Consider the following 21,011-nt stretch of genomic DNA (forward strand, 5'->3'; position numbering starts at 1 on the left):
TGCTGGGCGGCCATGGTCCGCATCACAGTTGTTCCATTCAATGGGAACATGCGGGAGTATGACTCCCGGGGGCGCACTCCCGGAACAAGCCCAAGAACAACCTCATCAAGTTGTTAGAGGGCCCCCATGGCACGGGAAATTCCGTGAGATGCAACCCGTAACGTTTGTACGATCCCGGGCACCTCCGCAGCGCCCATGTCCTCCAACGCCATGACCACGCCCAGGGCCACCGGGCGGTGGGCCTGCGGAACCCGAACCGGGACCGAGATTCCGCCGGTGCCCTCATCAATCCGGCCACGTTGCAGAGCGTAGCCACGCTGGGCAAAACGCCGCAGATCGGTCATGAGACGGTCGGCGGGAATTCCCTCGGGGAACGTCTCGTCCCGCACTCGTTGGCAATATTCCCCGACGAATGACTCGGGGTACTGGGACAGGAGCACCAGTCCCGCCGCCGACTGGTGCAGGGGCAATCGACCGGCCACGTTCGAGCGCAGGGGCACATCCGAATTCTTACCGAGGATACGTTCGGCGAACAGGACGTCATCGCCCTCCACCACGCCCACGTGCACGTGCTGGCGCAGCACCGCGTGCACGTCCGACATGAACGGAATGGCCACGGACGCCAAGTCTTCCGCCAGCGCCGCCCGAGAGGCCAATTCCCACAACCGGGTTCCCACACGGTAGCCCTGGCCTCCGGTGGGCTCGATCCACCCGATCCGTTTCATCTCGGCCAACAATCGATGCGCGGTGGACGGCGGAAGCTGGGCGAACCGGGCAATGTCCCTGAGCTGGAGCACCGGGGTGTCGGAACCGAACGCGGCGAGGATCCGTTCTACGCGGGCGAGAACCGAATCCCCCGACGTCGAATTCGCCATCCCAGCCTCCTCCCCCGCCGCATCAGTGGATACGGCTACCGACATGCATTGTTCTCAGCGTAGTCTCCCGACCAACGCCGAAGGCCGGCCCCCACACGTGTGGGGGCCGGCCTTCGGTCGAACGGCTACGGCAGCTCAGCTACCGGAGCGAACAATCAGTTGGTGCCGAAGTCGTAGTCATCCAACGGGATGGCCTGGAACTCCGAACCCAACGCACCCGAGTTCTCCTCGGCGTAGCTGAAGTCAGCGAACGCGGAAGGATCGGTGAACATGGATGCCTTGGCTTCCTCGGTGGGCTCAACGTCCACGTTGTTGTACCGTGCCAGGCCGGTGCCGGCCGGGATGAGCTTACCGATGATCACGTTCTCCTTCAGACCCAGCAGCGGATCCGACTTACCTTCCATGGCCGCCTGCGTCAGCACGCGGGTGGTCTCCTGGAAGGACGCGGCGGACAGCCACGAGTCGGTGGCCAGCGAAGCCTTGGTGATACCCATCAGCTCCGGACGACCCGCGGCGGGACGCTTACTCTCGGACACCGCTCCGCGGTTGGCCTCCAGGAAGCGCACGCTGTCCACCAGCTCACCCGGCAGCAACGCGGTGTCGCCGGACTCGATAATGGTCACGCGACGCAGCATCTGACGGACGATGACCTCCACGTGCTTGTCGTGGATGCCCACACCCTGGGAGCGGTACACGCCCTGGACCTCGTCCACCAGGTGCTTCTGAGCCTCACGAGGACCGCGAATGCGCAGCACCTCCTTGGGATCGACCGCACCGGTCACGAGCTGCTGACCGACCACCACGGAATCGCCATCGTGCACGAGCAGCTTGGCGCGACGCAGCACCGGGTAGGCAAATTCCTCGTCGCCGTTGTCCGGGACAATGACGATCTTGAGGGACTTGTCGGTGTCCTCGATGCGCACGCGGCCGGCCACCTCGGAGATCGGGGCGACACCCTTGGGGGTACGCGCCTCGAAGAGCTCCTGAATACGGGGCAGACCCTGGGTGATGTCACCGTCCGAGGAGGCAACACCACCGGTGTGGAAGGTACGCATGGTCAGCTGGGTACCGGGCTCACCGATCGACTGCGCAGCCACGATGCCCACGGCTTCACCGATGTCCACCAACTGGTTGGTGGCCAGGGAGCGACCGTAGCACGCGGCACACACACCCACGGCGGATTCGCACGTGAGCACGGAGCGCACACGAACCTCGTCGATACCGGCGGTGAACAGCTTGTTGATCAAGGCGTCGGACATGTCCTGCCCGGCGTCGGCCACGATCTCGCCGTTCGCATCAACCACATCGGTGGCCAGCACACGACCGTGCACGGTGTTCTCGACGTCCTCGTGCAACGAACGCACGCCGGACTCGTCAACCTCGGACACGGGCAGCACCAGACCGCGGCGGGTCTGGCAGTCGGCCTCACGGACAATGACGTCCTGGGAGACATCCACCAGACGACGGGTCAGGTAACCCGAGTTGGCGGTACGCAACGCGGTATCGGCCAGACCCTTACGAGCACCGTGGGTGGCGATGAAGTACTCCAGCACCGACAGGCCCTCGCGGTAGGAGGACTTGATCGGACGGGGCATGATCTCGCCCTTGGGGTTGGCCACCAAACCACGGATACCCGCGATCTGACGGACCTGCATCCAGTTACCACGTGCACCGGAGGACACCATGCGGTTGATGGTGTTGCTCGGGGTCAGGTTCTTCCGCATGGCCTCGGCGACCTCGTCGGTTGCCTTGGACCAGATGTCGATCAATTCGGAACGGCGCTCGTCGTCGTCGATCAGGCCCTTGTCGTACTGGCCCTGGATCTTCGCGGCCTGTGCCTCGTAACCCTCCATGATGGCGGGCTTCTCCGGCGGGGTCGCGATGTCCGAGATGGCCACGGTGACGCCCGAGCGGGATGCCCAATGGAAACCGGCGTCCTTGAGCAGGTCCAGGGTGTGTGCCACCTGAGTCATCGGGTAACGCTCGGCCAGATCGTTCACCAACGAGGACAAGTGCTTCTTGTCGGCGACGTTCTCGTCCCACGGGTAGTCCTCGGGCAGCGTCTCGTTGAAGAGCACGCGACCCAGGGTGGTTTCCACGACGGCGGACTGGCCGGGTTCCCAGCCTTCGGGAGCCTCCCAGCCGGCGTACGGCACGAAGCCGTCCAGCTCGATCTTGCACTTGGAGTTCAAGTGCAGCTCGCGGGAGTCGTAGGCCATGATGGCTTCGGCCACGGACGAGTAGCTGTTGCCCTCACCCGCGGAGCCGTTACGGACGGTGGTCAGGTGGTACAGACCGATGATCATGTCCTGCGAAGGCAGGGCGATCGGCTTACCGTCCGAGGGCTTCAAGATGTTGTTCGAGGACAACATCAGGACGCGGGCCTCGGCCTGAGCCTCAGGGGACAGCGGCAGGTGCACTGCCATCTGGTCACCGTCGAAGTCGGCGTTGAACGCACCACACACGAGCGGGTGCAGCTGAATGGCCTTACCCTCCACCAGCTGCGGCTCGAACGCCTGAATGCCCAGACGGTGCAGGGTGGGAGCGCGGTTCAACAGAACCGGGTGCTCGGTGATGACCTCTTCGAGGACATCCCACACCTGCGGGCGGTAACGCTCCACCATGCGCTTGGCGGACTTGATGTTCTGAGCGTGGTTGAGGTCCACCAGGCGCTTCATCACGAAGGGCTTGAACAGTTCCAGAGCCATCTGCTTGGGCAGGCCGCACTGGTGCAGCTTCAACTGCGGGCCCACCACGATGACCGAGCGGCCCGAGTAGTCCACGCGCTTACCCAGCAGGTTCTGACGGAACCGCCCCTGCTTACCCTTGAGCATGTCGGACAGCGACTTGAGCGCGCGGTTACCGGGTCCGGTGACCGGGCGGCCGCGACGGCCGTTGTCGAACAGGGAGTCAACAGCTTCCTGGAGCATGCGTTTCTCGTTGTTCACGATGATCTCGGGAGCACCGAGATCCAGCAGCCGCTTCAGGCGGTTGTTGCGGTTGATCACGCGACGGTACAGGTCGTTGAGGTCCGAGGTGGCGAAACGGCCACCGTCGAGCTGGACCATGGGGCGCAGCTCCGGCGGGATCACCGGGACGGCATCCAGAACCATACCCAGCGGCGAGTTGTCCGTGGTCAGGAACGCATTGACCACCTTGAGGCGCTTCAGGGCGCGGGTCTTGCGCTGCCCCTTGCCCGTGGCAATGGTTTCCTTGAGCGACTCGGCCTCGGCCTGCAGGTCGAATGTCTCCAGGCGCTTCTTGATCGCTTCGGCGCCCATGGAGCCCTCGAAGTACATGCCGTAGCGGTCCACCATCTGGCGGTACAGGGCCTCGTCACCCTCGAGGTCGTTGACCTTGAGGTTCTTGAAGCGGTCCCACACCTTGTCGATGTGATCGATTTCGCGATCGGCGCGCTTACGCACGTTGGCCATCTGACGGTCTGCGGAGTCACGCAGCTTGCGCTTCTCAGCGGCCTTGCCGCCTTCTTCCTCGACGCGCGCCAGCTCGGTCTCGAGGTCACGAGCGATCGCGGCGATGTCCGCGTCGCGGGTGTCCTCCATCTGCTTCTTCTCGCGGTCGATCGCGGCCTGCAGGTTGGGCAGGTCGTCGTGACGGGCCTGCTCGTCCACGGACGTGATCATGTAGGCGGCGAAGTAAATGACCTTCTCGAGGTCCTTGGGCGCCAGATCCAGCAGGTAGCCCAGGCGCGACGGGACGCCCTTGAAGTACCAGATGTGGGTCACGGAGGCGGCCAGTTCAATGTGCCCCATCCGCTCACGGCGCACCTTGGCGCGAGTTACCTCGACACCGCACCGCTCACAGATGATGCCCTTGTAGCGCACACGCTTGTACTTACCGCAGTAGCACTCCCAGTCCCGGGTGGGGCCGAAGATCTTTTCACAGAACAAGCCGTCCTTCTCGGGCTTGAGCGTGCGGTAGTTGATGGTTTCGGGCTTCTTGACCTCGCCGTACGACCAGCTACGAATCTGGTCCGCGGTGGCCAGGCCAATGCGCATGAGGCCTAGTGAAGAATCGTTGGACATAAGGTCCTGTCCCTCTTTCTGAAAATCCTGAAGTGGTTCGTGCTTACCGGTTACGAGTTGAGGAATCAGACCTCTTCGACCGAGCTGGGCTCGGAGTGCGAAAGGTCAATGCCGAGCTCGTCGGCTGCACGGAAGCTGTCATCTTCGGAGTCACGCATCTCCACCGCATTACCATCCGCCGAGAGAACCTCGACATTCAGGCACAGGGACTGCATTTCCTTGATGAGCACCTTGAAGGATTCGGGCACACCCGGCTCCGGGATGTTCTCACCCTTGACGATGGCTTCGTACACCTTCACGCGACCGTGGACGTCATCGGACTTCACGGTGAGCAGTTCCTGAAGGGTGTATGCGGCGCCGTACGCTTCCAACGCCCACACCTCCATCTCACCGAAGCGCTGACCACCGAACTGGGCCTTACCGCCCAGCGGCTGCTGGGTGATCATGGAGTACGGGCCGGTGGAACGGGCGTGAATCTTGTCATCCACCAAGTGGTGGAGCTTCAAGATGTACTGGTAACCCACGGACACGGGATCCGGGAACGGCTGACCCGAACGACCGTCGAACAACAGGGCCTTACCGCTGCGGTCGATCAGACGATCGCCGTCACGGGTGGGGTTCGTGTGGTCCAACAGGTCGAAGATCTCGTCCTCACGAGCTCCGTCGAACACCGGGGTGGCCACGTTGGTGGGCCCGGAGCTCTTCGGGAAGTTGGACAGGCGGTCCAACCACTCGGGGTTGCCCTCAATGTTCCAGCCCTGCTTGGCAAGCCAACCGGTGTGAACCTCGAGCACCTGGCCCAAGTTCATCCGGCCGGGCACACCCAGCGGGTTCAGGATCACGTCCACGGGGGTACCGTCCGCGAGGAACGGCATGTCCTCCATGGGCAGGATCTTGGAAATCACACCCTTGTTACCGTGCCGGCCCGCGAGCTTGTCGCCGTCGGTGATCTTGCGCTTCTGCGCCACGTACACGCGAACCACCTGGTTCACGCCGGCGGGCAGGTCGTCGTCCTCGTCGTCGCGGTCGAACACGCGCACGCCGATCACCGTACCGGACTCGCCGTGGGGCACCTTCAGGGAGGTGTCACGCACTTCGCGGGACTTCTCACCGAAAATGGCGCGCAGCAAGCGCTCCTCGGGGGTCAATTCGGTCTCACCCTTGGGGGTCACCTTGCCCACCAGGATGTCACCGGCCTGCACCTCGGCACCGATGTGGATGATGCCGCGCTCGTCCAGGGCGGAGAGCACTTCCTCGGACACGTTGGGGATGTCACGGGTGATTTCCTCAGCACCAAGCTTGGTGTCGCGAGCATCGATCTCGTGCTCCTCGATGTGGATCGAGGTCAGGACGTCCTCGGAAACCATCCGCTGGGAGAGGATGATCGCATCCTCGTAGTTGAGGCCTTCCCAGGACATGTAGGCAACCAGCAGGTTCTTACCCAGCGCCAGTTCACCCTGATCGGTCGACGGGCCGTCCGCGATGACCGTGCGGTCCTCGATCCGCTCACCCTCGGAAACGATCACGCGCTGATTGTAGGTGTTACCCGGGTTCGAACGAACGAACTTGTTGATCGGGTAGAGCTTGGTGGTGCCGTCGTCATTGAGGACCTTCACCTGATCGGCGGAGACCTCCTCGACCACACCGGGCTTGATCGCCAACACGGAATCGCCGGCGTCCATCGCGGCGTAACGCTCCATACCGGTACCGACCAACGGTGCTTCCGAGACCAACAGCGGCACAGCCTGACGCTGCATGTTGGCACCCATCAACGCGCGGTTGGCGTCGTCGTGCTCGAGGTACGGGATCAGGGCGGTGGCCACCGACACCATCTGGCGCGGAGACACGTCCATGAACTCGACGTCGGAGGGCTCCACCAGCACGGCTTCACCGGAACCATCGGAGGCACGAGCCAGAACGGCGTCCTCGGCGAAGTGGCTGTCCTCGGTCAACGGGGCGTTGGCCTGCGCAATGGTGACACCGCGCTCGTCGTCCGCGGTGAGGTAGCTGACCTCGTCGGTGACGACTCCGTTGACAACCTTGCGGTAGGGGGTCTCGATGAAACCGAAGGGGTTGATGCGCGCGTAGGTCGCCAACGAACCGATCAGGCCGATGTTGGAGCCCTCAGGGGTTTCAATCGGGCACATGCGGCCGTAGTGCGAGGGGTGCACGTCACGGACTTCCATGCCGGCGCGGTCACGGGACAGACCACCCGGGCCCAGCGCGGAGAGACGGCGCTTGTGCGTCAGACCGGCCAGCGGGTTGTTCTGGTCCATGAACTGCGACAGCTGGGAGGTTCCGAAGAACTCCTTGATCGCGGCGACCACGGGGCGGATGTTGATCAGGGTCTGCGGCGTGATGGCCTCGACGTCCTGGGTGGTCATCCGCTCACGGACCACACGTTCCATACGGGACAGGCCGGTGCGGATCTGGTTCTCGATCAGCTCACCCACCGCGCGGATGCGGCGGTTACCGAAGTGGTCGATGTCGTCGACGTCCACGTGGATCTCGCGCGGTTCACCGTCACGCGTGCCCTGCATGGTGGAACCACCGGCGTGCAGGGTGACCAGGTAACGGATCATGGCCACGATGTCGTCCACGGACAGCACCGAAGCGTCCGCGTCAGTGAAGGCCTTGTCCAGGCCCAGCTTGCGGTTGATCTTGTAACGGCCCACCTTGGCCAGGTCGTAACGCTTGGGGTTGAAGTACATGTTGTCCAGCAGGGACTGGGCAGCATCAACCGTGGGCGGCTCCCCCGGACGCAGCTTGCGGTAAATGTCCAACAAAGCTTCTTCGCGGGTCTCGGTGGTGTCCTTTTCGAGGGTGGCACGGATCGAGTCGTACTCGCCGAACTCCTCGAGAATCTTGGACTCGGTCCAGCCCAGAGCCTTGAGCAGCACGGTCACGGACTGCTTACGCTTACGGTCCAGACGGACGCCCACCTGATCGCGCTTGTCGATCTCGAGCTCGAACCACGCACCGCGGGACGGAATGATCTTCGCGGAGAAGATGTCCTTGTCCGACGTGCGGTCCTGGCCCTTTTCGAAGTAGGCACCGGGGGAACGCACCAGCTGCGAGACGACCACGCGCTCGGAACCGTTGATGACAAAGGTTCCCTTTTCGGTCATGAGCGGGAAGTCGCCCATGAACACGGTCTGCTGCTTGATCTCGCCGGTGGTGTTGTTCATGAACTCGGCCTTGACGTACAACGGCGCCGAGTAGGTGGCGTCGCGGTCCTTGCACTCATCCATGGTGTATTTGGGGTCGTAGAACTCCGGTTCGGAGAACGACAGGGACATGGTCCCCTGGAAATCCTCAATGGGAGAGATTTCCTCGAAGATGTCCGACAGTCCGGACGTGGTGGCCACTCCGGTCTCGCCGGTCTCTTGGGCCTGTGCGAGGCGGGCCTGCCAACGCTCATTGCCCACCAGACGGTCGAAGCTGTCCGTCTGAAGTGCAAGCAGGTTGGGGACGTCCAGCGGCTCATGGATCTTTGCGAAAGAAATTCGACGAGGAATGTTATCGCTCGTGGGGTGATTGGCGGTGACGTTCGAATCGGTGCTCGAGGCGACCAAGATGTGATCCTTCCACAGACATGCAGTGAATTCGCGAGGTTCCCGAGATGAGAATTGGGGGCTGGTGTCGGCTGTGTGCGCAACCCGCCCCGGTGGCGCCCACCGCTATATGAAGGCACGCATGTATAAGGGACAACGCAAGCTATTAGTTTACGGCTTCTTTTGCGTGTTGTCCACACCAGTAGTGGACGCACTGGACAACTCGTCGTACGATACCCCCCCTCTGGTTACCTACCTTGCCTTCCGCGCCGGGATTCATCCCGAAGGAAGACGCCGTCGCGCGGGCGCGTTTGGCCTGTTGCGTTCGTCAACTGCCACGCGTCCCGCCACCTCCGGCCAGCGGTATGCCGGCGTCGAACTGCTGACTTGCGAACGCCGCCAGCTCCGGGTGATGCAGATCCAGAGCTGGGCGCTCGGACCGGATGCGCGGCAGAGAAACAAAGTTGTGGCGCGGAGGCGGGCAGGACGTGGCCCATTCCAGAGAGCACCCGAAGCCCCATGGGTCATCCACTTCGATCTTCTTCGCGTGCCGATGAGTGGTGTACACGTTCCAGAAGAACGGAACCATGGACAGCCCCAACAGAATGGCACCGGCGGTCGACAGCTGATTCATCCACGTGAACCCGTCCTCCGGCATGTAGTCCGCGTACCGGCGGGGCATCCCACTCACTCCCAGCCAGTGCTGAACGAGAAAGGTCATGTGGAAGCCGATGAACAACATCCAGAAGTGGATTTTTCCCAGCCGCTCGTTCAGCATCTTGCCGGTGAACTTGGACCACCAGAAGTAGAACCCGGCGAACATGGAGAACACCACGGTGCCGAACACCACGTAGTGGAAGTGGGCCACCACGAAGTACGTGTCGGAGACGTGGAAATCCAGGACGGGTGTGGCCAGGATGATGCCGGTGAGTCCACCAAAGAGGAACGTGAACAAGAATCCGAGGGACCACAACATGGGTGTCTCAAAGGTCACAGAACCCTGCCACATGGTGCCGATCCAGTTGAAGAATTTCACGCCGGTGGGCACCGCAATCATCATGGACATAAAGGCGAAGAAGCTCAGTGCCACCGCGCCGGTGACGAACATGTGGTGAGCCCACACCGTGATGGACAGCGCGGAAATCGCAATAGTCGCGAAGACCAGCCCCTTGTACCCAAAGATCGGTTTCCGCGAGAACACCGGGATGATTTCGGAGACGATGCCGAAGAACGGCAGCGCGATGATGTACACCTCGGGGTGCCCGAAGAACCAGAACAGGTGCTGCCAGAGAATGGCACCGCCGTTCTCCGGATCGAAGATGTGCCCGCCCATACGGCGGTCCATGCCGAGCGCGAAGAGCGCTGCGGCCAGTGGAGGGAAGGCCATGATCACGAGCATGGATGTGAGAAGAATGTTCCACGTGAAGATGGGCATGCGCCACATCGTCATACCGGGGGCGCGCATGCACAGGATGGTGGTGATGAAGTTGACACCACCCATGATGGTGCCAAAACCCTGAAGTGCGAGCCCAAACGTCCAGAGATCCCCACCCACCCCGGGACTGAACGTGGTGTCATTCAGGGGTGCGTACGCGAACCAACCAAACGATGCGGCGCCCTGCGGGGTGATGAACCCCGCGATAGCCACTAAAGAGCCGAACAGGAAGAACCAGAATGCGAGCGCATTGAGCCGAGGGAAGGCTACGTCGGGTGAACCGAGCTGCAACGGCACCAGCACATTGGCGAAACCAATGAACAAGGGAGTTCCGAACATCAACAGCATCAGCGTGCCGTGCATGGTGAACAACTGGTTGTACTGTTCCTTGGTTTCCAAAATCTGCAAACCGGGATCGAAGAGTTCCACACGGATCAGCAGCGCCATGACGCCGCCTAGGCAGAAGAACGTGAACGAGGCGATCAGGTACATGTACCCGATGGTCTTGTGATCGGTGGAGGTGAGCCAGGAGGCAATGACCCGCCCCTTGGAGCGGGGACCCGCGGCTACTTTCGCGCGGCTGCGACGTTCGGTTGCCGTGTATTCATGGATGACCATGATGCGTCCTAACCGGGCATTTCTGCTGGGGGTACAGAAGCGGCTCCGCCGGTGTGATCGTGGGCAAAGGGTCTCGTGTAATCCACGTTACGCCTGAGCGGCAAGCATTCAATAGCCCTACTGATCAATTTCTACACAGCGTTAATTATTCGCCCATTAAATATCGCCCCAAGGCCACCATCGTCACCGCCGCCGGGCCACGGGATCGCTAGGTGTTGCTGGCCATGAGGTTGTTGACGGTCGGGTCATTGATCGTCGGTTGATGCCGTCAGCTTCTGGAGGGCCGCGTGTTGCTGTGCGGAGAGGCGGTCGGGCCGGGCTTGTAGGCAGTAGCCTGCGTTGTTCTCGTGGACTGTGAACGGGTCGGCGAACACCGGATGTTGCCGTAATTGTTGTAGTGCGTCGTCGAGTCGGCGAGGGCTCCATTCGAGTGTGGTGGCCAGTTGTGCTCGGGTCATCCGGTGCCGCGTGTGGCCGAGCGCGGCGACGATGGTCATGGCGTCGTCGACGGTCGGGTCCGCGAGGTTGCTGCCGCGGAGTTGCTCAGTCAGGCTCGCGAAGAATCGGCCCATGTGGGCGAGCCGGATGCCAGCCGGGCTTTCGTCGCCGAAGAGGGCGATGCCGCGATCGGCCACGTCGGCGACGCTCGCGTGGCCGCTGGAATCAGTGCGGACCGCTCGTGTCCAGACGTCGTCGCCGACTCCGTATCGCTCTTTGCGACTCCCGGGCTCGACGTGGCGTTCGACCAGCTCTATGCCCTCGAGATACCCGATCGCTTTCGACACCGATGCGGGGCTGACGCCGAGGCCGCGTACGAGGTCGGCAGCCGTCATGGTGTCGGTCGTGGACGTGGCCAGGCTGGCGAAGACGCGCGAGGCCATTCGGGGCATTCCCGTCGCGGTGAGCGTGGAGGCGAGTTCCGTGATGAATGCGTGCTGGACGTCCTCGGCGCTGTTCGCCGGTGCCACGGTGACGCGTTTGCAGGTGCGCCGCCGTTTCGTCTGTTGCGCGTCGGCGGCGTCGTAGTCGCGATGCCCATTGCGGGCTACCTCGCGGCTGACGGTCGAGGTGGGGCGTCCGATCTGTCGTGCGATCTGCGCGTAGGAGCGTCCTTCGGCGAGCCCGGCCGCGATCGTCTGCCGGTCCTCGAGACTCAGCCGGCTCACCACCATTCCGTCCTCCGATCACACTGCAACGCGCAGGATTGCGTTCACCACCATAGTCTCGCAAAGATCTTCTGATTCCTGGCACTTTACGTTGACGTCTGAAGAAACGCAACGTAGCGTTTCGGTGATCTGAAACATAAAGGAGGGTGTCATGCACGTCTTGGCGATCTCGACCGTGAACGACAGCGACCGGTTCTGGAGCGGGCTGAAGAAGGCGCATGGCCGCCTGCCCAAAGGTGCGGCGTGGGTGTTCGCCGTCGCGAGCACGGACGGGACGAGGGCGGTGAACGTGATCCGGCACGACTCGATCGACGCGGTGCGCGATCTGCTCGACGGATATGCCGGACCGGCAGCGGTGACCGAGTACACCGAAGCCGACGCGGCGAACGCCATCGGACTCGGCAAGTAGGCCCACGTGTGAACCCGCTGGCAGAGCTCGAATTTCGGATCGGGCAGATTCTGGACGAGTATCAGACGCCCGGCGCTGTGATCGGCGTCCTGCACCGTGGCGAGGTGACCGAACTCGCCTACGGCGTGCAAGACATCACCACGGGGGAGCCTGTGACATCCGGCATGGTGTTCCAGTGCGGGTCGCTGACGAAGTCGTGGACGGCGCTGGCCTTCCTGCAACTTGTCGACGAAGGCAGAGCCGCCCTGGATGAACCGGTGCAAAGCTACCTGCCGCACTTTCAGGTGGCCGACCCGGCCGTGAGCGCCCAGGTGACGCCACGGCAGCTGCTCAATCACACGAGCGGGATCGAGGAATCCTACGGTGACCCCGGCGAAGACGATGACGTGTATGGGCGGATGGTCGCAGCGATCGTGGATGCTCCCCAGGTCAGCCCCCTCGGCTCGGTCCACGGATACAGCGCCGCGCTGGGCTACGCGATCCTCGCCCGCATCATGGAAGTCATCGACGGCAAACCCTGGCATCGGATCATGACCGACCGGATCTTCACCCCGATGGGTGCGACCAGCACCCACGCGTGGCGCGAAGAGGTCGAACCGGCCCGTGCGGCCCGAGGTCATCTGATCCGGTCGCTCGACGAGGGGCCGATCCCTACGCCGGTGGACGACCTGCCCCGTGCGTTCGGGGCCGGCGGCGGAGTCACCTCCACCGTCCGCAACGTGCTCGCCCTCGCCCACGTCTACCTGCACGCTGGTCTCGCCCCGAACGGACAGCGCATCGTCTCGGCCGCCGCCATACGAGAGATGATGACCTCGCGGGTGCCGATCCCCGATCCCTACACCCTCGGCCGGGAATGGGCACTTGGCCTGGTCGTGGACAACTGGCACGGGCACGATGTCTACGGGCACGACGGGAGCACGATCGGGCAGAACGCCCGCATGCGCATCCTGCCCGACGACGACCTCGCCCTCGTCCTGCTCAGCAACGGCGACTCCCGCGAAGGACGCCACCGGGAGATCTTCGACCTCATCCTCACCCGGCTGGGCACCGCCACCATCCCGCCCCTGCCGGTCCCCGACCCGGCACCGACCCTGGACCCGGCCCGCTACATCGGCGTCTACGAACGACCCGGCACCCGCTTCGAGGTCACCAGTGAACACGGCCACCTCCAGCTTCACCTCGACGTCGACCCCATGCAGGCCGCGATCATGTGCACACCCGACCGCATCACCCACGACCTGCTCCCCATCGACGACACTCACTTCCTCCTGCCTCCGAACACGCCGCTCGAAGACATGCAGACCGCCGCGATCTTCGGCTTCCACGACGGGCGCGCCCAATACATCCACACCAACGCCCGCCTCCACCCGCGGGAATCATGAGGAGCCGCACGGTGCACCGCAACGCACCGCTCACCCCTGAAGGACGCCGCCGGCTCGTCGAACGCTGCCGGGGCCGTCCGATCGCGCATGTCGCTGCCGAGATGGGCATCTCCCGCGCAACCGCATCGAAGTGGGTGAACCGGTATCGCCAGTACGGGGAGCTCGGTCTCCGCGATCGCCCGTCCACACCCCTGCGGCAGCCGACCTCCACACAAGGCCACATCGTCGCCAAGATCGAGTCGATGCGGCGCGAGCACAAATGGCCGGCATCCCGCATCGTCTTCGAGCTCGAACAGGCAGGAACAACAGTCAGCCGTCGCACGATCACGAGGCTCCTCGCCGAGCTCGGCTTGAACCGTAGAAAGTTCATCGACCCGAACGGCGAAACAAATCGACAGCCGCAGAAGATCGTCGCGGCACGCCCAGGGCACATGGTTCATCTCGACGTGAAGAAGACGGGCCGCATCCCCGACGGCGGCGGCTGGCGCGCGCACGGAAGAGAGAGCGCTCAGGCCAGAGCCGTCGCGCGAACGAAGGAGCGAGGTACGCGCAGCGGATACGTCTACCTACACTCCGCGATCGACGGGCACACGCGCCTGGCTTACACCGAGGCCCTCGAGAACGAACAGGCAGCGACCGCGGTTGCTTTCCTCGGCCGAGCGCGCGAGTGGTTCGCCCAGCACGGCATCACGAAGATCGAGCGGATCGTCACTGACAACGGCGCCTGCTACCGCGCCCAGGCATTCACGGATGCTCTCAAGGGCGCAGAGCACCGCCGCACGAGGCCGTACACGCCCAAGCACAACGGTAAAGTCGAGCGCTACAACCGCATCCTGGCCGAAGAGTTCCTGTACGCCAGGACTTGGAGCTCAGAGACCGAACGCTCCAGTGCGCTCACAACATGGAACCGGCACTACAACTACCACCGGCCCCACGGTGCGCACGGCGGAGAGCCGCCGGCCTCGGCGACGCCGTCGCGCGTCACCAACGTCCTGGCCTCCTACAGCTAGGCGACACCGTTGCGGCGCGCCTCGTCGGCCGCTCGTTCAACCCCCCGCAGCCATGGATCCCCGTGTCCCGGAAGCACCACCGTGGCACCGGTCTGCGCCAAGGCGTGGAGGGACTCGATGGCCATGGCGCTGTCCGCAGTGGCCGCCTTTGCGACAATTCGCGGTCCGGTCAGCCCGGAATACGGATCGAGCGTGACGAGCGCGTCCCCGGTGATGAGGGCGTCGGATTGGGGCAAGTGCAGGGCGCAGTGCCCGTACGTGTGGCCGGCTGAGAGGACCACCCTGGGGCGGCCCGGAACCGGAACCTCCTGCCCCACCTCGAGCCGTCGCGAGACCGTCACCCCCTTCACCGCTGCCGCACCACCGAACACCATGGACAGCAGTACCGGGATGGCCCGGGGATGTTGCACGGGATATGCGGCCACTGGATTCTCATGCGCGTAACGATAGGGGTGGGCGGCCAGGGTCACTTCTTCGTGGTGGGCGTACACCGGAATACCGAGTCGCTCAACGAGTTTGGCGGCCACTCCCACGTGGTCGAAGTGCGCGTGGGTCAGCACCAGCGCCTTGAGGTCCGCGGGTACTCGCCCGAGTTCGCGGATCGCGTGCCCCAGTTCGGTCCAGACCCTCGGAAGACCCGCGTCCACCAGGGTGAGCCCCTGATCATCCTCGAGCAGGTAGCAATTGACGTTATGGCTTTGGATCATATGGATCCCAGGGGCCACATTTTTCAAGAACATGATTTTTCCTTCCGGCCCGTAACCCGTGCACAGACAGACCCGCCCGGAGCGAAGTTCGGACCACATACTGTCGGTGGACGACCAGGCCCACGCTAAGCCGTCTTACAATAGGTTACGGTCCGTCATCTGCGGTGTCACGCATGACGGGCCACACTGTTGGGTCCGTGTAGACGCATGGGACGCTGTAAGTGACAGAAAGTTGAGACCGGTGACCACATTGACGGAGAAAACCGAGACTCCCACTGCCCGAGGGCCTGTGAGCTCCGCGGTGATTGCCGTATTGACCGGAGGGCAGCAATCCCCCGATGCAACGCTCGGATTAGGTGCCGCGGTCGAACGAGCGCTGAACGAGTGCCACGACATCTTGGGTGACGAAGACCTACAGCTCACCCTGTTCCTGCTGTACCTCCTGCACTACGGTCCGGTCGATTTCCTGCGTGGCGACTGGGAATGGGATCCGGAGCTGATTCGGTTACGGTCCCTGATCGAGGAACGCTTTGAAGCGCAATTGCGCGCGCACGTGGTGCTGCCCTCGCCGTTGCCCCGCGACGGCAAGGACGCCGCGGAAGCTCTCTTCGAGATGACCCAGCCCGCCGCCAAGCCGAGCACCGCCATCTGGCTGGCCAAGAACGCCACCGAGGAACTACTGCGTGAGTTCCTCATTCAGCGATCCATTTACACCCTGCGCGAAGCGGATCCGCACACGTGGTCCATTCCCAAACTCCAGGGACGCGCCAAGGCAGCCATGGTGGAGATCCAGGCCGACGAATACGGTGGCGGCCACCCGGACAAGGTGCACTCCGAAATCTTTGCTCGCACCATGCGCAACTTCGGCCTGGACGACACCCCTGATGCCTACTTGGATCTGGTGCCGGCCAGCACCCTGGCATCGATCAACCTCATCAGCATGTTCGGTCTCCACCGCCGCTTGCGCGGTGCCAACGTGGGCCACCTGGCGGCCTTCGAGATGACCTCGACCATCCCCAACAAGCACTACGGCAACGCATTCCGCAAGAACGGTTACGGCCAGGACGTCACCTGGTACTTCGACGAGCACGTCGAGGCCGACGCCGTGCATGAACAGTTGGCCGCGCGAGAACTCGCGGGAAACCTCGCCGATGACGAACCTCACCTGACCGAGGACATTTTCTTCGGAGCGGCCGCATGCCTCTACGTGGACGGACGCGCGGGCGATCACATGCTTGAGGCCTGGTCCTCGGGCCGGTCTTCGCTGCGCACCCCGGAACCCCGGACATGAGCGCGGACTCCTCCGACAAGGCGGCATCCTCTCGCGAGGAGGTCGAACTTGACGATGCACCCGCCACGGGTGAGCCGCAGGCGCCGGCTCCGGCAGAGGACCCCCCAGTCATCACCGTGTGCCCCAGGGGCCCGCTGCTGGTTCGCGGAGATTTCCTGCTGGCCTCGGAGCCCGGTGCCGAACCGCTGCCTCCCGAGCGCACGGTGATTGCCCTGTGCCGCTGCGGGATGACCAGCATAGCCCCGCACTGCGACGGTTCTCACAAGCTGGCCACGGTGCGAGCCTTCATGCCCCCTAAGGACCGGGACTGAGCAACCGATCCTGAAAGTTCTCGTGTTCCGTCGGCCACCAACGTGCCTGGAGCGCGCACTCCGAAAAACACCGCGGGCCGGCCACCTTGAACGAGGTGTCCGACCCGTGGTCGTGTCAGCCGTTTCCGAATGGTGCGCCTGACGCGCGAATCAGCCGCGCTTGTAGAACGGCAGCTCCGTGTGCTTGACCTCGATCTCGCGGCCGCGGGCGTCCCGAACGCTGACATCACCGTGGGCGATTCGGGACAGCGCGGCGGTGGCCACCAGTGCCATGGCAATGGGCTTACCGAGTGTGGGCGAGGGAAGACCACTGGTGACCACTCCCACCGTCTCGCCCCCCGAGACCACGGTGTAGTCGGCCCGGATCGGTTTGCGCCCCACGCCCTCCAGACCCACCAGGGTGCGCTCGGGATCGGATTCGATCAGGGTCATAAGTGCCTCACGGCCCACGGTGTCCGTTCCCGCCTCGCCCTTCTTGCTCAGGGCTATTTCCACGAGCTTACCGAGGCCGGCCTCGGCCGGGGTGATCTCGGTGGAGAGCTCGTGCCCGTACAACGGCATGCCCGCCTCCAGGCGAAGCGAGTCACGCGCGGCCAGCCCCGCTGCGGACACCGGCGCGTCCTCGGCGGACAGCTCCCCCGCCGTTGCCAGCAGCGCGCTCCACAGTTGCGGGGCGTCCTGATTGCTGCAGTACAGCTCGAATCCGTCCTCACCGGTGTAGCCGGTGCGGGCGATCAACACGTCGATGCCCGCACAACGTCCCGGAGCGGCGGCGTAGTACTTGAGGTTTTCGACGACGTCGCTGGGGTCCAGGTCCGTGGCCTTGAGGACCTTGAGGGCGCGGGGACCCTGAACTGCGATCAGGGACGTCTCGGCACCCTGGTCGGTCACGGCGACATCGAAACCCTGGGCGCGAGCGGTGAGCTCGCGCACGACTACTTCTTGATTACCCGCGTTGGGGACCACCAGGTAGCGGTCCTCGTCGACCCGGTAAGTGATCAGGTCGTCGAGCACACGGCCCTCGGAATCCACAATCATCGAGTACTTGGCGCGACCCACGGAGACCGTGGACAGCACGCCCACCAGGGCGAAGTCCAGGAAGGCCCCCGCCTGCGGCCCGGAGACCTCGACCTCGCCCATGTGCGAGAGGTCGAAAATTCCGGCACCGCGCCGCACGGCATGGTGCTCGGCGGTGTCGCTGGCGTAGCGCACCGGCATGGACCAGCCGCCGAAATCGGTGAACCGGGCACCCAGTTCCTCGTGGGCGGCGTACAGGGGCGTTTTCTTCTCGCTCATCAGTTCTCCTCCCCCGCTGCAGCGGCGTAGGCGGCGTCGAACGCCTCGATCGGCGGGCACGAGCACACCAGGTTGCGGTCACCGGCAGCGTTGTCCACGCGGCCCACGGGCGACCAGTACTTCACCCGCCGCAGCGAAGCCACGGGGTACGCGGCCTGTGAGCGCGAGTACGAACGATCCCATTCATCCGCGGTGAGCACCTGGGCGGTGTGCGGGGCGTTGCGGATCACGGAATCGGCGAGCGCAATCTTGCCGTCCGCGATCTCCTGCATTTCGGCGTGGATGGTGCGCATGGCCTCGATGAAGCGGTCCAGCTCCTCCAGGGACTCGGACTCGGTGGGCTCCACCATGAGGGTACCGGCCACCGGGAACGCCAGGGTGGGGGCGTGGAACCCGAAGTCGATCAGTCGCTTGCACACGTCCTCAGCGGTGACGCCGGACGCCTTGGTCATGGGACGCAGGTCCAGGATGCACTCGTGGGCCACCAGTCCCCCGTCGCCGGAGTACAGCGTGGGGAACGCATCCGAGAGCGCCTTGGAAATGTAGTTGGCGCTCAAAACGGCCGTGCGGGTGGACTCGGTGAGGCCCTCGGCGCCGGTCATGGCAATGTACATCCAGGTGATGGGCAGGACACCCGCCGAACCGAAGGGAGCCTGCGACACCGGGAAGCCCGCGCCGCGCTCGTCGAGGTCGGCCGTCACCGCGTTGCCCGGCAGGTAGGGCACCAGGTGCTCGGCCACGGCCACGGGACCCACCCCCGGACCGCCGCCGCCGTGCGGAATGCAGAAGGTCTTGTGCAGGTTCAGGTGCGATACGTCCCCGCCGAACCGGCCCGGGCGCGCCAGACCCATCAGCGCATTGAGGTTGGCGCCGTCCACGTACACCTGGCCACCGGCGTCGTGAATCGCCTCGCACACCATGGAGATGTCCGTGTCGTACACGCCGTGGGTCGAGGGGTAGGTGACCATGATGCCCGCGAGTTCATCACCCACGGATTCGATCTTGGCCTTGAGGTCTTCGTGGTCGATCAGCCCGTCCGCCGCCGTGGCGACCACCACGACCCGCAGGTCCGCCAGGACGGCCGACGCCGCGTTGGTTCCGTGCGCCGAGGCCGGGATCAGGATGGTCTTGCGCTGGGATTCCCCGCGGTCGACCTGGTACCGGCGAATGGCCAACAAACCCGCCAGCTCACCCTGCGAGCCCGCGTTGGGCTGAACGGACACCCCGGCATAACCGGTGATCTCCGCCAGCCAGTCTTCGAGCTGTTCGATCAACTCGTGCCAGCCCTGCGCCTGGTCCCGCGGTGCCAGCGGGTGGATGTTGGCGAACTCGGGCCAGGAAATGGGCTCCATCTCCGCGGCGGCATTGAGCTTCATGGTGCACGAGCCCAGCGGAATCATGGTGCGATCCAGCGCCAGGTCCTTGTCCGAGAGTTGGCGCAGCCAACGCATCAGGGACGTTTCGGAACGATGGGTGTGGAAGACCGGGTGGCTCATGTACTCGTCCGTGCGGCGCCACTGCTCGGGAATTCCCACCAGCTCGTTCGAGCTGGGCTCCACGTTCTCGTCGATACCACACGCCTCACTGACGGCCTCCAGCACGTCCTGTACGTCCTGGCCGGTGTGGGACTCGCCGAAGCTCACGCCCACGGTGTCCGCGTCGACGCGGCGCAGGTTGATGCCGCGGGTGGCGGCGGCGGCAAGAATGTCGTCCGCGCGACCCGCCACGGCGAACGTCACGGTGTCGAAGAACCGCTCGTGGGCCACGGCGATACCGCGCTCGCGCAGCCCTTCGGCGAAGTCGGTGGCCAGTCCGTGCAGCCGGTGGGCCAGCTCACGCAGCTTGGCGGGACCGTGGTACACCGCGTACGCGGCGGCCACGATGGCCAGTAACGCCTGAGCGGTGCAGATGTTCGAGGTCGCCTTCTCGCGACGGATGTGCTGTTCACGGGTCTGCAGCGCCAGCCGGTAGGCCGGGGCGCCGGAGGATTCCGTGGACACGCCCACGATGCGACCGGGCATGGACCGTTCCACGCCCGTGCGGGTGGCCATGAACGCCGCGTGCGGGCCGCCGTAGAACAGCGGCACGCCGAAGCGCTGGGACGAACCCACCGCAACATCCGCACCAACGGAACCGGGGCTCACCAGCGTGGTCAGGGCCAGCAGATCGGTGCTCACTGTGACGAGTGCGCCGGCCTCGTGGGCGGCGTCAATCACGGATGTGGGATCAATGACGTCGCCGTCGGCGCCGATCTGCGCGACGACCACACCGAAGAAATCTCCGTCCGAGGCCAAGGTGGCCGCGGCGTCGTCGGCGCCGAGATCCGCAATGACCAACTCGATGCCGGCGGCACGAGCCCGGCCCGTGAGGATGGCCAGGGTCTGCGGGAGCGAACGGCTGTCGACGATCACGCGCGCACTGCGGGACTTGCGGTTGGCTCGGCGCATCATGAGGACGGCCTCGGCCACGGCGGAGGACTCATCCAGCAGGGAAGCATTGGCGACATCCAGGCCGGTCAGGTCGATCACGGCGTTCTGGAAGGTGAGCAGCAACTCCAAGCGGCCCTGGGAGATCTCCGGCTGGTACGGGGTGTAGGAGGTGTAGAAGCCCGGGTTCTCCAGGATGTTGCGTCGAATCGCGGCGGGAGTGACCGTATCGAAGTACCCCTGGCCGATCATTTGGCGCATCACGGTGTTCTGGGCCGCAATCCGACGTATGGCGGCCAACGCCTCGGTCTCGTTGCGGGGCTCGGGCAGGTTCAGGGTGTCGCGGAATCGGATGCTCTCGGGAACGGCGCGATCAACGAGTTGATCGAGACCGTCCACGCCCACGGCGCGGAGCATGGTGGTGACGTCTTCGGCGTCGGGGCCGATGTGACGGGGCAGGAAAGACATGTGAGGGTCTCCTGGGT

The 21,011-nt window shown here is 64.3% G+C and carries 13 protein-coding genes; 5 read left to right on the forward strand and 8 right to left on the reverse strand.

All coding sequences use genetic code 11. The features are described 5' to 3' along the window. Positions 1 to 113: 113 nt before the first annotated feature. From AC3ENJ_RS05895 to AC3ENJ_RS05915, 5 genes are all read right to left on the reverse strand, one after another. Positions 114 to 875, reverse strand: a complete 762-nt coding sequence (locus tag AC3ENJ_RS05895; RefSeq protein WP_190781343.1) for an IclR family transcriptional regulator — start codon at positions 873 to 875, stop codon at positions 114 to 116. Between the two features lie 155 nt (positions 876 to 1,030). Continuing rightward, complete coding sequence (locus AC3ENJ_RS05900) at positions 1,031 to 4,921, reverse strand: DNA-directed RNA polymerase subunit beta' (protein WP_431813373.1); 3,891 nt, start codon at positions 4,919 to 4,921, stop codon at positions 1,031 to 1,033. A gap of 65 nt (positions 4,922 to 4,986) precedes the next feature. Beyond that, positions 4,987 to 8,496: a DNA-directed RNA polymerase subunit beta gene (rpoB, locus tag AC3ENJ_RS05905; protein ID WP_431813374.1), complete on the reverse strand. Its 3,510-nt coding sequence runs from the start codon at positions 8,494 to 8,496 to the stop codon at positions 4,987 to 4,989. Between the two features lie 307 nt (positions 8,497 to 8,803). Further along, a complete protein-coding gene (gene ctaD, locus AC3ENJ_RS05910) occupies positions 8,804 to 10,528 on the reverse strand; it encodes an aa3-type cytochrome oxidase subunit I (protein WP_190781340.1) in 1,725 nt (574 codons plus the stop codon). A 245-nt stretch (positions 10,529 to 10,773) separates the two neighbouring features. Further along, positions 10,774 to 11,694 (reverse strand): GbsR/MarR family transcriptional regulator, encoded by a 921-nt coding sequence (locus AC3ENJ_RS05915; RefSeq protein ID WP_431813375.1) that lies wholly within the window; start codon positions 11,692 to 11,694, stop codon positions 10,774 to 10,776. 151 nt (positions 11,695 to 11,845) lie between these two features. Here AC3ENJ_RS05915 and AC3ENJ_RS05920 point away from each other — a divergent pair, with 151 nt between their 5' ends. From AC3ENJ_RS05920 to AC3ENJ_RS05930, 3 genes are read left to right on the forward strand one after another with little or no spacing between them, the layout of a single operon-like run. Further along, complete coding sequence (locus tag AC3ENJ_RS05920; RefSeq protein WP_190806843.1) at positions 11,846 to 12,103, forward strand: hypothetical protein; 258 nt, start codon at positions 11,846 to 11,848, stop codon at positions 12,101 to 12,103. A gap of 8 nt (positions 12,104 to 12,111) precedes the next feature. After that, the gene (locus tag AC3ENJ_RS05925) at positions 12,112 to 13,485 is read left to right on the forward strand and encodes a serine hydrolase domain-containing protein (RefSeq protein ID WP_431813376.1); all 1,374 of its coding nucleotides are present in this window, start codon (positions 12,112 to 12,114) and stop codon (positions 13,483 to 13,485) included. Beyond that, positions 13,482 to 14,495 carry an IS481 family transposase gene (locus AC3ENJ_RS05930; protein WP_431813377.1) on the forward strand — a complete coding sequence of 338 codons (1,014 nt, stop codon included), beginning with the start codon at positions 13,482 to 13,484 and terminating at the stop codon, positions 14,493 to 14,495. Before AC3ENJ_RS05925 ends, AC3ENJ_RS05930 begins: the two co-directional genes overlap by 4 nt. Here the strand turns inward: AC3ENJ_RS05930 and AC3ENJ_RS05935 are convergent. Beyond that, positions 14,492 to 15,202, reverse strand: a complete 711-nt coding sequence (locus AC3ENJ_RS05935; RefSeq protein WP_431813378.1) for an MBL fold metallo-hydrolase — start codon at positions 15,200 to 15,202, stop codon at positions 14,492 to 14,494. The genes AC3ENJ_RS05930 and AC3ENJ_RS05935 overlap by 4 nt on opposite strands. A 241-nt stretch (positions 15,203 to 15,443) precedes the next feature. Between AC3ENJ_RS05935 and AC3ENJ_RS05940 the strand changes: the two genes are divergently transcribed. Both AC3ENJ_RS05940 and AC3ENJ_RS05945 read left to right on the forward strand, forming a co-directional pair. Next, the gene (locus AC3ENJ_RS05940) at positions 15,444 to 16,493 is read left to right on the forward strand and encodes an iron-containing redox enzyme family protein (protein WP_431813379.1); all 1,050 of its coding nucleotides are present in this window, start codon (positions 15,444 to 15,446) and stop codon (positions 16,491 to 16,493) included. Beyond that, positions 16,490 to 16,804 (forward strand): CDGSH iron-sulfur domain-containing protein, encoded by a 315-nt coding sequence (locus AC3ENJ_RS05945; RefSeq protein WP_190781337.1) that lies wholly within the window; start codon positions 16,490 to 16,492, stop codon positions 16,802 to 16,804. The genes AC3ENJ_RS05940 and AC3ENJ_RS05945 overlap by 4 nt, the downstream gene beginning before the upstream one ends. Before the next feature lie 150 nt (positions 16,805 to 16,954). Here the strand turns inward: AC3ENJ_RS05945 and gcvT are convergent, their stop codons facing one another. Together gcvT and gcvP are read right to left on the reverse strand one after the other, a co-directional pair. Further along, complete coding sequence (gene gcvT / locus AC3ENJ_RS05950; RefSeq protein ID WP_431813380.1) at positions 16,955 to 18,100, reverse strand: glycine cleavage system aminomethyltransferase GcvT; 1,146 nt, start codon at positions 18,098 to 18,100, stop codon at positions 16,955 to 16,957. Further along, on the reverse strand, positions 18,100 to 20,994 hold the full coding sequence (gene gcvP / locus AC3ENJ_RS05955; RefSeq protein ID WP_431813381.1) for an aminomethyl-transferring glycine dehydrogenase: 2,895 nt from the start codon (positions 20,992 to 20,994) through the stop codon (positions 18,100 to 18,102). The genes gcvT and gcvP overlap by 1 nt, the downstream gene beginning before the upstream one ends. Positions 20,995 to 21,011 lie beyond the last annotated feature (17 nt).

The sequence above is a fragment of the Kocuria sp. cx-455 genome (assembly GCF_057707085.1).